Here is a 13,105-nt window from a genome sequence, read left to right as displayed (position 1 = left end):
AGTGAGTAATGCAATAATAATGGCAGCTGGTCTTGGATCAAGATTAAAAGAGTATACAAAAACTACACATAAATCTCTTTTTTTAGTTGATAATGTACCAAATTTAGAAAGAACTATAAGATATTTAAATGAAATAGGCATAGATGAAATACATATAGTTGTAGGTTATTTAAGTGAGCAATTTTTATATTTAAAAGATAAGTATAAAAATACAAATTTAATCTTTAATCCAGATTTTGCAACTAAAAATAATGCTTATTCTTTTAAATTAGCAATGGATTATTTTTCAGATAGTTTTATTATAGATGCTGATGTTGTATTGTTAAAAAATATATTTAGTTTAGAAACCAAATCTACATACTATACAACATTAAGAAGAAAAACACAAAAAGCTGAATGGATTGTTTGCGCAGATGAAAAAGATAGAGTTTTTGATATAAAAATATGCACAGATGAAAAGCCAAGCTTACTTGGAATTAGTTATTTTACAAAAGAAGATGCAAAGATAATAAAAGATGAGATATATAATTTAGATGATGATTATTTTTTAGATTCTAAGTTATATTATGATAATGTTATTGCTAAATTAATAGATAAAATATCCATATACTCTAAATTTATAGATCAAAATTATGTATGTGAACTAGATGATATAAAAGATATAGATGAATTAAAGGAAAAGCTAAATGGAAAATTTAGTAGAAATTAGCCTTGATGAGGCAAAAGAAAAAATGCTTGAAATGATGTGTTATATAGATAAAGTTTGTAGAGACAACAATATAAAGTATTCTTTAGCTTATGGCACATTAATAGGAGCTATTAGGCATAAAGGATTTATTCCATGGGATGATGACATGGATATAATGCTAACAAGAGACAACTACGACAAACTCATAGAAATCATTAAAAAAGATGATAAGTATGATTTTCAAGATTTTGATAGTGGCTTTACCTTAAATTTTTCCAAAATTTGCTATAAGAATACTTTGGCTATAGAAAAAGATAAATATCGTTTAAAGTGTAATTTGCTCGGCGTGTTTGTTGATATTTTTCCAATTGATAATTTACCAGAAAAAGAACCAAAAATACATTTAAGAAAAATATCTTTAATACAACATTTACTTATATATAGAAATTTTAATATGATTTTATCACCAGGAAGCTTTTTGAAAAAAATAGCTAAGTTTTCTTTACTTTTTCCGTTATTTTTCATTTCAAGAGTGTTTTTTACAAAAAAATATCTAATAAGAATTTTGAAAGAAACAATATTAAAATATAAAAATATAACTACAAAAAAATGTGGTATTTTCTCAGATGGACTAAAAGAGATTTATGATAAGAGTATTTTTGAAAACTATATTGATGTGAGCTTTGAAAATTTTAAATTAATGGCTGTTAAAAACTATGATACTATTTTAAAAATTTATTATGGTGATTATATGAAATTGCCACCAGAAGAAAAAAGGATTAACACACATACTTATAAATACTATGTAAGCAGGACATAAAATGGAAAAAACTACAATAATATTTTTTATAGGTCTTATGAATGGTGGAGGAGTAGAGAAGATAATATTAAGTTATTGTGAAAACCTAGATAAAAATAAGTTTAATTTTATATTTGTAACTAGTAAAAGCTCTGTGCAAATACCATACGATAAGATTAATTATTTAAATGCAAAGCTAGTATTAACACCTGATTATTATAAAGATAAATTATCTTATATAAAAACTATTTTTAAAATTTTAAAAGAAAATATAAATAGTATTTTTCATTGCAATTATTTATCCCCACTTCCATATTTTATAGCTAAACTTGCTGGTATAAAAAACATAATAGCTCATTCTCATGCCTATCAGACTAAAGTAGATTTTAAGCATAAAATAAGAAGATTTTTAGTTTGTAGTTTTGCTAATACATACTTTGCATGTGGTAAAAATACTGGAAAATATGCTTTTAAAAATAAAAAATTTACAATAATTAATAATGCTATAAATTTAAATGATTTTGCTTTTGATGAGAATTTTAAAAAGCATTTTTTTGAAAAAAACAATCTTTTTGATAAAAAAATTATAGGACATATTGGTAGATTTTCAAAAGAGAAAAATCATAAATTTATAATTGATGTATTTAAAAAGGTTTTAGAAAAAGATCATAATTTTTATCTTTTGCTAGCAGGAGATGGTGAGCTTTTTGATGAGATTAAAAACTATTCTAATGATATTGGTGTTTGTGATAATATTATTTTTTTAGGAAATGTTGATAATGTAAATAAGATTTATAGTTTATTTGATATTTTTATTTTACCAAGCCTATTTGAAGGTTTTCCTATAGTATTAGTAGAGGCTCAAGCTAACGGATTAAAATGCTTAGTTTCAGATAGGGTTTCAAAAGAGATTAAATTTATAGATAATTGTAGTTTCTTAACTATTGAAAATATTGATTTATGGGTAAATGAAATTTTAAATTCCAACTTTATTAGAGAAAAAAATAGTTTAAAAATTTTAGAAGAAAAAGGATTTGATATAAAAACAGAAGCCAAAAAATTAGAAAAAATTTATGAAAGTTTTAAATGATTTGTCTAGTATCAGTTATAGTTCCAGTTTATAATGTGGAAAAATATCTTAAAAAATGTATCCAAAGTATTATAAATCAAACTTATAAAAATTTAGAAATTATCTTAGTTGATGATGGAAGTAGTGATAACTCAGGTAAAATTTGTGATGAATTTGCCCAAAAAGATAATCGCATAAAAGTTATTCATAAAACAAATGGTGGACTTAGTGATGCAAGAAATGCAGGGCTTGATGGAATGAGTGGAGAATGGGTAAGTTTTGTTGATAGTGATGATTTTATAAGTCCTTATTATGTAGAGAATTTATTAAATTTGTCTTTTAAAACCAACTCTGATATATCAATTACAAGCTTTAAATATGTTTTTGGAAATAACGAGGAAGAAATTTCGGCAAAAATAGATGAAAATGACAGTGTTTTCACTCATGAAAAAGATGAGTTTTTATCACAAATTTTTTATAGTAAGCTTTATGATATTGGCGCAACTAGAAAACTTTTTAAAAAAGAGCTTTTTAATGATTTGCGCTTTCCAAAAGGCGAAATTTCGGAAGATTTAGCAATTATTCCATATGTTTTTAAAAATGCAAAGAAAGTAGTATTTTGCGATAAAAAAGATTATTTTTATCTTTTAAGAAGTGATTCTATTTCAAGAACTAATGTTTTTAGTCAAAAAAATCTTTTTATGTTTAAAGCCTTAAATGATTTAAAATCTAATTTTATAAATGATAAAAAAACTTTACGTGCTATAAATTTTTATGAAAATTTAGTAAATTTAGCAGCAGCAGTTCGCTTTGGTGATGATTATAAACCATATAAAAAACCTCTTAAATTTAAAGATTTCATAGAAACTTTGTTTAATAAAAATGTAAAATTTGTGCATAAAATTTACTTTTTGCTTTATTTTTGTTTTGGTTATAAAAATTGTGCTAGAATTTGGAAGTTTCATAAAAAATCAAGGAAATAAATGACGAAATTTGACTTTAATAATAAAACTTGGGTTAGTATTTTTATAATAATAGCTTTTTTATTTGGTGTTGTTTGTAGGCTTTATTGGGTTTCTTGGGCTAGTGAGTTTAGTGAGATGAAATTTAATGATATTGTTATGATAAATACCAACGATGGATATGCTTTTGCAGAAGGAGCAAGAGATATAATAGCAGGTTTTCATCAGCCAAATGATTTAAGTTACGTAGATCACTCGATGTCAAAATTTACAGCTTTTGTGGCAAAAATTTTACCATTTGAGTTTGAAAGTGTGATTTTATATATGAGTGTGTTTTTAAGCTCACTTTTAGTAATTCCACTAATTCTTATATCAAAAGAGTTTAAAGCTATCCCTGCAGGAATAATTGCTTCTTTTACAAGCGTTATTGCAAACTCATATTATAACCGCACCATGGCAGGATATTATGATACTGATATGCTAAATATCGTTCTTCCTTGCTTTGTACTTTGGGGACTTATAAGAGCATCATTAAAAGAAAAACCTTGTATAATAGCTCCTTTGTTTGTGTTAATTAGCCTTTGGTGGTATCCTTCATCTTTTACTCTAAATTTGGCTTTATTTGGGACATTTTTTCTTTATACATTAGTTTTTCAAAGAAAGGTTTTAGCAAATTATCAAAATCTTATTTTATATTTAGTCTCACTTATAAATATAACTATTTTTATAAAATTTATAGCCATTTTAGCACTTTATTTTATATTTAAAAAAGGACTTAGTTTTAAAAAATCAGCCATTATTGGCGGAGTAGTTTTTGCAATATTTGCTATTTTGGGAGGATTAAACTCTGTATTTTTTAATCTTCAGTTTTATATTTTAAGAGATTTATCAGAGATAAAAACTACAAATTATATATTTTTTAATGTCAATCAAACCATTCAAGAATCAGGCATGATTGATTATGATTATTTTATGGATAGGATTAGTTCAGAAGCAGCACTGTTTTTCTTATCAGTTTTAGGTTATGTTTTATTATGCTTTAAAAATAGAGCATTTTTACTCTCACTTCCAATTTTGGGACTCGGTTTTTTAGCCTTAAAAGCTGGTCTTAGATTTACTATTTATGCAGTGCCTATTATGGGACTTGGTCTTGGGTATTTTCTTTATTTTATTGTAAAAAGTTTCAATTTTAAAGATGGTTTAAATATTATAATCTCATTTATTTTGGCAATTCTTTGCTCTATTCCTGCAATTTTACACATTAAAGAGTATAAAAGTCCAACAGTGTTTTTTGCACCAGAGGTTGAGGTTTTAAATGAACTTAAAAATATTGCTAATAGGGAAGATTATGCACTTGCTTGGTGGGATTATGGTTATCCGATTCGCTATTATAGTGATGTTAAAACTCTAATTGATGGTGGAAAACATCTTGGAAATCAAAATTTTCCAGTAAGCTTTGCCCTTTTTAAAGATGAGATAAGTTCTGCAAATATGGCGAGACTTATTGTAGAATACACAGAAAAACAATATAAAGAAAAATTCCCAAACATATTAGATCAAATTTTAAAAGACTATAATCTTAAAGACGTTGATGACTTGCTTCTAAGTCTTAGTTTTAGGGACTTTACTTTGCCTAAAAAAACAAGGGATGTTTATTATTATTTACCAAAAAGAATGTCAAATATTTTTGATACTGTTATTTTGTTTTCAAATTTGGATTTAAAAACTGGCAAGAGTAAAAATAAGCCATTTTTTAATACCTCTTACGCTGTTTCAGGCTCTGCAGATGGAATTTTATTAAATAATGGCGTTGTTTTATCACCTGATTTAAAAACTCTAAAATTAGCAGATCAAAGTTTTAATATAAAAACTTTTTATGAAGTTGAAAACAAAGATGGCAAATTTAGCAAAAATGTTACTCACTTAAATAAAGATGGATTTTTAAGTTTAATTTTAGTAAAAGATGATGGAGCTTTTATAATATTAGATGATGAAGCATTAAAATCAAGCTATGTTCAACTTTTTTATTTAGAAAATTATGATGAAAAGCTTTTTGAGCCAGTTATTTTAACGCCACTTGCAAAAGTTTATAAACTAAAAATTTAAGGAAAATTAGTGAAAATTGGTTTTTTATCGCATTCTGATTTAAGCATAGCTTTATTTCGTGCTCCCATAATGAGAGCTTTAAAAGATCTTGGACATGAAGTTTATGCTATTTATCCAAAAGGAATTATGGATGAAATTATAAAATCAGAGTTTAAAGCTATAAATTATGAAATTGATAAGGCTAGCCTAAATCCATTTAAAATAGCAAAAAACTCACGAGATTTATCACAAATTTTAAAAAACTTAAATTTAGATATGCTTCAAACTTCAGCTCATAAATCAAATGTTTTTGGAACTTATGCGGCAAAAAAAGCTGGAATTAAAGTTATTATAAATTTGATTGAGGGACTTGGAAGCTTTTATGTTGATAATGATTTAAAATCACGTTTTGTGCGTTTTGCTATGGAAAGGCTTTATAAAAAAAGTTTAAATTTAAGTAGTGCATGTATATTTGTAAATGAGGCTGATCCAAACTACTTTTTAGATAAAAATTTAATTTCAAAACAAAAAACTTTCATAGTAAAAAGCGTTGGAATTGATTCTTCAAAATTTAATCCACAAAAAGTAAAAGCTTATGATTATAAAAGTGATAAAAAAATAGTTTTAATGATAGGGCGAGCTTTGTGGCATAAAGGTATAAGAGAATTTTATGAAGCAGCACAGCTTTTAAATAACAGAGATGATCTTAAATTTGTCTTTGTGGGAGATACTTACGAGGGAAATAAAAGCAGTGCTGATAAAAATTTTTTAGAAAATAAAAATGTAAGTTGGATAAAATGGAGTGATGAAATTGCCCAGGTTTTAAAAGGAGCTTATATGTTTGTTTTACCAAGCTACAAAGAGGGTTTTCCAAGAACTGTTTTAGAAGCTATGAGTATGCAAAAGCCTTGTGTTGTAAGCAATGTAACGGGATGCAATGAGGCTATAAAAGACGGTTTTAATGGTTTTTTATGCCAACCAAAAAACTCCAGTGACTTAGCTAAAAAAATTGAAATTTTAGCAAATGATGAAAAAATGGCATATGAATTTGGTAAAAATGCAAGAGATGAAGTTTTGCAAAAATACGATGAAAAAATTATTGTTAGGAAGTATTTAGAAATTTATAGGAAATTTATTGATGTATAGAAGATTTTTTAAAAGATTATTAGATATTTTAGGAAGTTTAATTTTAATAATTACAACTTTGCCCATTATGATAATCTTATATTTTTTAATCAAAAATAAAATCTCAAAAGAGCCAATTTTTAAGCAAATTCGCCCAGGGCTTAATGAAAAACTTTTTAAAATTTACAAATTTAAAACAATGAGTGATGAAAAAGATGAAAATGGAAATTTGCTTAGTGATGAGCTTAGGCTTGGCAAATTTGGAGCTAAAATACGCTCAACTAGTCTTGATGAGCTTCCTCAGCTTTTCAATGTTTTAAAAGGAGATATGAGTTTCATAGGCCCAAGGCCTTTGCTTGAAAAATACTTAACTCTTTATTCTCCAAAACAAAGGCTTCGCCACAACGTTCGCCCAGGAATTACTGGCTTAGCGCAAGTTAATGGCAGAAATGAAATTTCTTGGAAAAACAAATTTCGTTATGACACTTTTTACGTCACACATTTAAGCTTTTTAATGGACTTTAAAATTGCACTTTTAACTATAAAAAAAGTTATAAAAAAAGAGGGCATTTCAAAAAAAGGTATGGTTACTGCGGAGGAATTTAATGGCTCAAACTAAAAGTATTTATATTTATGGAAGTGGTGGTCATGGAAAAGTTGTAGGCGAAATCGCTAGATTAAACGGATATGAAAATATAATTTTTTTAGATGACAAAAAAGGACTTAAATTTAGTAAAAATTTAGCCAAATTTGATATCATAATCGCAGTTGGAGATAACAAAATTAGAGCAAAATTACAAGAAAAAGTACTTAATTTAGGCTTTAATGTAGTTAGTTTAATTCACCCAAAAGCAGTTATTTCAAAAAGTGCTGTTATAAACCAAGGTGTGGTTGTAATGGCTGGAGCTATAATAAATCCAGATGTAATAATCGAAGATGGAGTCATTATAAATTCAGCTGCTGTTATAGAGCATGACTGCGTGATTAAAAAATTTGCACACATTAGTCCAAATTCAGCACTAGCTGGTGGCGTAGTGGTTGAGGAGTTTTGCCATTTGGGCATTGGAAGTTCTGTAATTCAAAATATTAAAATTGGTAAAAACTCAGTAGTGGGCGCAGGTGCAGTTGTAATAAATAATATCCCATCAAATAGTGTTGCTGTTGGAGTTCCAGCAAAAGTAATAAAAAATTTGAAACTAAAAAGCCTTTTGGATAAAGAAAGTATTTTTATCTATTATGAGTCTTGGGAGTTTGATTGCTGTGGAAAATCTTTTAGTGTTAGGGATAAGATTGACTGGAGTGTAGATTTAGATATCGAGTTAAAAATAGATAAGTTTAACATAGAGTTATATTACGATGGGCATTGTAGATCAATTAGTCCATACAGCCTAGTTGGAATTGTAAAAAGTATAAACAAACTTTACAAGGATGACAATGGTAATAGGCTTATAAAATGTTGTATTAATACAAATGGTTTTGAAGAAAATTATAAAGATTATAGATTTTTTGGCTATATTGTAGAGATTGAAAATTTTACATTAAAAGAATGTAAAGAATAATATAAATAAATAACAAAGGAGAAAAAATGGCAGTTGTTGATGTAAATGGAGTTGAGCTTCAAAGTGGGGATAATATAGTTGTTATTAAGGATTTAAAACTAAAAAGTTCTAAAAATAGTGTTAAGCAAGGCACTAAAGCAAAAATTCGTTTAACAAAAAATGAAAATGAGGTTGAGTGCAAACTTGACAAGCTCGGAACTGTTATTTTAAAAACTGAATTTATAAGAAAAGCTTAATATTTTTGAAGTAAAATAACAATTTTATTTTAAGGACAATTTATGGCAAGAGTATTTTTAAGCCCGCCTAATATGGGTAAAAATGAGCAGAAATATGTAGAAGAAGTTTTTAAAAGCAATTATATTGCTCCACTTGGAGAATTTGTTGATAAATTTGAAAAAAGTATTTGCAATTTTGCAGGTATAAAATCAGCACTTGCACTAAGTTCCGGCACTGCAGGACTTCATCTAGCATTAAAAAGCCTTGGTATAAAAGATGGTGATTTGGTGCTTGGATCAACTTTTACTTTTATGGCATCTTTAAATCCAATATTTTATGAAAGATGCACTCCTTTGCTTATTGATAGTGATGAAAGTTGGAATCTAAGTCCAGAGCTTTTAAAAAAAGCTATTAAAAAAGCTCCTAAAAAGCCTGTTGCTTTAATTGTAACTCATCTTTATGGTCAAGCTGCAAAAATGGATGAAATTTTAGAAATTTGTCTTGAAAATAAGATTAAAGTTATTGAAGATGCTGCTGAAGCACTTGGTGGAACATATAAAAATAAAGCTCTTGGAACGCTTGGAAATGTTGGAGTTTATAGTTTTAATGGAAATAAAATAATAACTTGTGGTGGTGGTGGCATGCTTGTTTCAAATGATGAAAATTTAGTTAAAAATGCTAGATTTTTAAGCACTCAAGCAAGAGAGCCATTTTTACACTATGAGCACAAAACTTATGGATACAATTATCGCTTAAGCAATGTTTTAGGAGCCATTGGTGTTGGGCAAATGGAAGTTTTAGAAAAAAGAGTAGATAAAAAAAGAGAAATTTTTGAAAAATATAAGCAGAATTTATCAAATTTAGACATTGAATTTATGCCAGAAATTCCAAATTCCAAAGGCAATAGATGGCTTACAACCTTAGTTTTTAAAGAAAAAAATAGCCATCTAAAAGTTATAGATAAACTAAATAAATTTGATATTGAGAGCAGACCTTTATGGAAACCTATGCACTTGCAACCTATATTTCAAGGAGCCTTAAGTGTTATTGATGGTAGTAGTGAAGATCTCTTTGAAAGAGGGATTTGTCTTCCAAGCGGAACTGATATGAGTGATAATACAATAGATAAAATTTGTGAAATTGTAAAAAGCGTTATAAAAAATGACTAATTTTTTAAAACCAACTAAGTTAAAAAGATTTTTATTTTTTTTAATAGCTGATTTTTTTATCTCAGTTTTTTCAACTATTTGGGCATTTTATCTTCGTTTTAGTGGAGATATGCCCGAAGTTTTTCAAAAAGGACTTTTATTAAGCTGCCTTTTTTTAGCTGTTTTTAAGATATTCTATCTTTGGAGTTTTAAAATTTATCTTGTTCCATGGCGTTTTTTTGGACTCTATGAAGCTAAAAAAATATTCTTAGCTCATCTTTTGGCCGCTTTATCATTTTTGATTCTATTTTTATTGCTTGATGATGTCTTTAATCCTTTTCCAAGAAGTGTCATCATAATTGATGCAGCGATATCATATATTTTAATAAGCGGATTTAGAATTATAAAAAGAATGCTTTTAGATAGTTCTAAAAAATCTCACCAAAACGAACCTTGCGTTGTGATTGGTGCTACAAAAAAAGCAGTTCATATTATAAAAGGGATAAAAGAAGGATACATAAATTATTACGCAGTTGGTGTTTATGATGAGAGAAAAGAGCTTGTTGGTACATCTTTTGAAAGCTTTAGTGTGAGGGATAAATCAAAACTTAAAGATGATATTAAAAAACAAAATATAAAAACTGCAATTATTGCTTTAAGGCTTGAGCAAGACGAGCTTAATAAGCTTCATAATGAACTTATAGATTTTGGCATAAGGGATGTTAAAGTTTTTTCATTGCTTGAAAAAGAGAGCATTAGAGATATTTCTATTGAGGATCTGCTTGCTAGAAAACCAAAAGATTTAAATGATGATATTGTAAAAGATTTTATGTTTGAAAAGGTAGTTTTGGTAACAGGAGCTGGTGGAACAATTGGTAGTGAAATTTGCAAACAGTGTTTAAAATTTGGCGTAAAGCGTCTTATTATGCTTGATCACAGTGAATTTAACCTTTATAAAATAAATGAAATCACCAAAAGTAATAAAAAAAATGTTTTAAAGCTTTTAAGTGTTATTAATTTAAAAGATATTGAAGATGAGGTTTTTAAAGAGTTTGATATTGATATTGTTATTCATGCAGCAGCCTATAAGCATGTGCCTCTTTGTGAGTTTAACATAAAATCAGCCGTTAAAAACAATATTCTTGGTACAAAAAATATGATAGATTTAAGTAATAAATATAATGTCAAGCGATTTGTTTTAATTTCAACAGATAAAGCCGTTCGTCCAACAAGTATAATGGGTACAACAAAGCGAATTTGTGAGCTTTATGCGCTAAATCAAAACTCAAAAACAGAATTTGTTGCAGTAAGATTTGGTAATGTTTTGGGAAGCAGTGGAAGTGTGATACCAAAATTCAAAGAACAAATTAAAAATGGTGAGAATTTAACTGTAACCCATCCTGATATAGTAAGATATTTTATGCTTGTAAGCGAGGCTTGTCAGCTTGTACTTCAAGCTGCAAGTATTGCAAAAGGTGGTGAGCTTTTTGTTTTAGATATGGGAAAACAGGTTAAAATAGCCGATCTTGCTAAAAAGATGCTTGAACTTGCAAACAGAACTGATCTAAAGGTTGTATTCACAGGTCTTAGACCTGGTGAAAAACTCTATGAAGAGCTTTTAATTGATGAAAATGACAAGCAGACTAAATTCGAATCTATTTTTGTAACAAATTCTCAAAAATATGACCTAAATTTATTGAATTTACAAATTAATGAACTTTTAAATTTAGATGAAAAAGATATAGAGTCTAAACTTTGCGAAATAGTTCCTGAATTTTCTCACGCACTTAATAAAAAGGATTAGTATTTGATAATTAGAGAAATTGAAGAATTTAAACTAACAAAGTCTAAAATAAAAGCTTATCTTAGTTATATTTTCAGTCAAAATTTACCAAATTTTAGTGAAGATATAGATGAAGAAAAAATCTTAAAAAGTTGTAAAGATATCTCAGATGAACTTATGGGATATGATACTTTTTATATTTTAGATAAAAATGGCTATCAAATCAGTGATAATTTAGTTTTTTCTGCTAATGGTGTAAAAAACACTTTTAAAGGTGAAGATAAAAGCACTAAGTCATATTATAAAAAAGCTGTAAAAGAAAAAAGAGCTTATCTTTGTGAGCCATATCCTGGCACTTTTGATAGCAAGCTTAAAGTCACTATGGCAGTTCCTATTTATTCGCAAGATAAAGAGCTTTTATATGTTGTTTGTTGTGATATTTTGCTTGAGGATATTTTAAAGCTTATAAATCCAAGTTCTGTTGATAGTGTTTTTGGTAAGATTTCAAGACTTTCATACTTTATTATAAGTATGACACTTTTTTGTGTAGCGGGAATTTTATTTTATTTTGGTGTAAAAAGTATAATTGTTACAAATTTTAGCTTAAACGATACATCAAAAATATTTGAATCAACGATTTTGTTAACTCTTTCTTTGGCTATATTGGACCTTATAAAAGCATATTTTGAGGAAGAAATTTTAGGAAGACATGAAAAAAATAGCACAAATTCAAAAACTATGATAAAGTTTTTATCATCAATTATTATAGCTCTTGCAATTGAGGCTTTGATGCTTGTGTTTAAATTTGCCATGACTTCACCAGATGAAATTATTTATCCAATATGTTTGATAGTGGCAATCGCATTTTTAGTAGCTTCTTTGGGATTATATATTTATATAACCAAAAAAGCTATTTTTCAAAAATAAAACAAACAATAAAAGGAGATAAAATGGAGATTTTTCCAGCAATTGATTTAAAAGAAGGCTACGTTGTAAGACTTAGCAAGGGCAATATGAATAGTGCAAAAATTTACTCTAAAAATCCAAGCGATGAGGCCAAAAAATTTGAAGATTTTGGTGCAAAATGGCTTCATATAGTTGATCTAGATGGAGCTTTTGCAGGAAGAAGTATAAATTATAGAGTTATTGAAGAAATAGTAAAATCAACAAATTTAAAAATACAAGTAGGTGGCGGCATAAGAGATGAAAAGGCAATTAAATTTTATGAGAATTTAGGAGTTGATAGATTTATATTAGGCTCAACTGCCTTAAATGATCCAGAACTTACAAAACAATTAGCTAAAATTTACAAAATTGCAGTTGGAATAGATGCAAAAAATGGGTTTGTAGCAGCACATGGCTGGGCAAAACAAAGCAAAGTTTTAGCTTTTGATTTAGCAGCTATTTATAAAGATAGTGAAGTTGATGCTATAATTTGTACTGATATAAATAAAGATGGAATGCTTGGTGGAGTAAATTTTGACTTTACCAAAGAAATAGCCTTAAAAAGTGGAAAAAAGACTATTGCAAGTGGTGGAGTTTCTAGCATTGATGACATTGTAAAAGCGAAAAAAATAGATGAAATTTATGGAGTAATTGTCGGAAAAGCATATTACGAAGGTAAAATAAATTTAGAAAAAGCTTTTAAACTAAGCTAAATTTGAACTATTT

The 13,105-nt window shown here is 27.5% G+C and carries 13 protein-coding genes and 1 pseudogene; all 14 read left to right on the top strand.

Annotation, left to right across the window (positions count from 1 at the left end):
• Nucleotide 1 precedes the first annotated feature (1 nt).
• The 14 genes and pseudogenes from CURT_RS07695 to hisA all read left to right on the top strand — a co-directional run bounded on the left by CURT_RS07695 (nucleotide 2) and on the right by hisA (nucleotide 13,092).
• Nucleotides 2-709: an NTP transferase domain-containing protein gene (locus tag CURT_RS07695; protein ID WP_018712832.1), complete on the top strand. Its 708-nt coding sequence runs from the start codon at nucleotides 2-4 to the stop codon at nucleotides 707-709.
• Nucleotides 687-1,508 carry a LicD family protein gene (locus CURT_RS07690; RefSeq protein WP_018712831.1) on the top strand — a complete coding sequence of 274 codons (822 nt, stop codon included), beginning with the start codon at nucleotides 687-689 and terminating at the stop codon, nucleotides 1,506-1,508. Before CURT_RS07695 ends, CURT_RS07690 begins: the two co-directional genes overlap by 23 nt.
• 1 nt (nucleotide 1,509) lies before the next feature.
• The gene (locus CURT_RS07685; RefSeq protein ID WP_018712830.1) at nucleotides 1,510-2,577 is read left to right on the top strand and encodes a glycosyltransferase; all 1,068 of its coding nucleotides are present in this window, start codon (nucleotides 1,510-1,512) and stop codon (nucleotides 2,575-2,577) included.
• Nucleotides 2,574-3,539 (top strand): glycosyltransferase family 2 protein, encoded by a 966-nt coding sequence (locus CURT_RS07680; protein ID WP_018712829.1) that lies wholly within the window; start codon nucleotides 2,574-2,576, stop codon nucleotides 3,537-3,539. Before CURT_RS07685 ends, CURT_RS07680 begins: the two co-directional genes overlap by 4 nt.
• Nucleotides 3,540-5,624, top strand: a complete 2,085-nt coding sequence (locus tag CURT_RS07675; protein ID WP_018712828.1) for an STT3 domain-containing protein — start codon at nucleotides 3,540-3,542, stop codon at nucleotides 5,622-5,624.
• 9 nt (nucleotides 5,625-5,633) lie between these two features.
• A complete protein-coding gene (locus CURT_RS07670) occupies nucleotides 5,634-6,749 on the top strand; it encodes a glycosyltransferase family 4 protein (RefSeq protein WP_018712827.1) in 1,116 nt (371 codons plus the stop codon).
• Nucleotides 6,742-7,347: a sugar transferase gene (locus tag CURT_RS07665; RefSeq protein WP_026320306.1), complete on the top strand. Its 606-nt coding sequence runs from the start codon at nucleotides 6,742-6,744 to the stop codon at nucleotides 7,345-7,347. The genes CURT_RS07670 and CURT_RS07665 overlap by 8 nt, the downstream gene beginning before the upstream one ends.
• A pseudogene (locus tag CURT_RS09520) lies at nucleotides 7,334-7,915 on the top strand (acetyltransferase); the annotation flags it as partial. The gene CURT_RS07665 and the pseudogene CURT_RS09520, both read left to right, overlap by 14 nt.
• Before the next feature lie 3 nt (nucleotides 7,916-7,918).
• Nucleotides 7,919-8,287, top strand: a complete 369-nt coding sequence (locus tag CURT_RS09565; RefSeq protein WP_309137406.1) for a DUF6578 domain-containing protein — start codon at nucleotides 7,919-7,921, stop codon at nucleotides 8,285-8,287.
• Between the two features lie 26 nt (nucleotides 8,288-8,313).
• Entirely contained in the window at nucleotides 8,314-8,523 is a 210-nt protein-coding gene (locus CURT_RS07655; protein WP_018712824.1) for a PhnA domain-containing protein, read from the top strand.
• A 42-nt stretch (nucleotides 8,524-8,565) separates the two neighbouring features.
• Nucleotides 8,566-9,672 (top strand): UDP-N-acetylbacillosamine transaminase, encoded by a 1,107-nt coding sequence (gene pglE / locus CURT_RS07650; protein WP_018712823.1) that lies wholly within the window; start codon nucleotides 8,566-8,568, stop codon nucleotides 9,670-9,672.
• Nucleotides 9,665-11,455, top strand: a complete 1,791-nt coding sequence (gene pglF / locus CURT_RS07645; protein ID WP_018712822.1) for a UDP-N-acetylglucosamine 4,6-dehydratase (configuration-retaining) — start codon at nucleotides 9,665-9,667, stop codon at nucleotides 11,453-11,455. The genes pglE and pglF overlap by 8 nt, the downstream gene beginning before the upstream one ends.
• 3 nt (nucleotides 11,456-11,458) lie before the next feature.
• Entirely contained in the window at nucleotides 11,459-12,361 is a 903-nt protein-coding gene (locus tag CURT_RS07640) for a PDC sensor domain-containing protein (protein ID WP_018712821.1), read from the top strand.
• 23 nt (nucleotides 12,362-12,384) lie between these two features.
• A complete protein-coding gene (gene hisA, locus CURT_RS07635; RefSeq protein ID WP_018712820.1) occupies nucleotides 12,385-13,092 on the top strand; it encodes a 1-(5-phosphoribosyl)-5-[(5-phosphoribosylamino)methylideneamino]imidazole-4-carboxamide isomerase in 708 nt (235 codons plus the stop codon).
• Nucleotides 13,093-13,105: the final 13 nt, after the last annotated feature.

Origin of the sequence: Campylobacter ureolyticus (assembly GCF_013372225.1) — a bacterium.
GTDB lineage: Bacteria > Campylobacterota > Campylobacteria > Campylobacterales > Campylobacteraceae > Campylobacter_B > Campylobacter_B ureolyticus.
The sequence above is the reverse complement of the archived record's forward strand: the minus strand, read 5'-3'. Positions and strand labels throughout refer to the sequence as shown.

Coding starts and splice junctions, on each gene's coding strand:
- CURT_RS07655 (WP_018712824.1), top strand. CDS start 8,314: ATGGCAGTTGTTGATGTAAATGGAGTTGAGCTTCAAAGTGGGGATAAT.
- pglE (WP_018712823.1), top strand. CDS start 8,566: ATGGCAAGAGTATTTTTAAGCCCGCCTAATATGGGTAAAAATGAGCAG.
- pglF (WP_018712822.1), top strand. CDS start 9,665: ATGACTAATTTTTTAAAACCAACTAAGTTAAAAAGATTTTTATTTTTT.
- hisA (WP_018712820.1), top strand. CDS start 12,385: ATGGAGATTTTTCCAGCAATTGATTTAAAAGAAGGCTACGTTGTAAGA.
- CURT_RS07665 (WP_026320306.1), top strand. CDS start 6,742: ATGTATAGAAGATTTTTTAAAAGATTATTAGATATTTTAGGAAGTTTA.
- CURT_RS07680 (WP_018712829.1), top strand. CDS start 2,574: ATGATTTGTCTAGTATCAGTTATAGTTCCAGTTTATAATGTGGAAAAA.
- CURT_RS07690 (WP_018712831.1), top strand. CDS start 687: ATGGAAAATTTAGTAGAAATTAGCCTTGATGAGGCAAAAGAAAAAATG.
- CURT_RS07675 (WP_018712828.1), top strand. CDS start 3,540: ATGACGAAATTTGACTTTAATAATAAAACTTGGGTTAGTATTTTTATA.
- CURT_RS07685 (WP_018712830.1), top strand. CDS start 1,510: ATGGAAAAAACTACAATAATATTTTTTATAGGTCTTATGAATGGTGGA.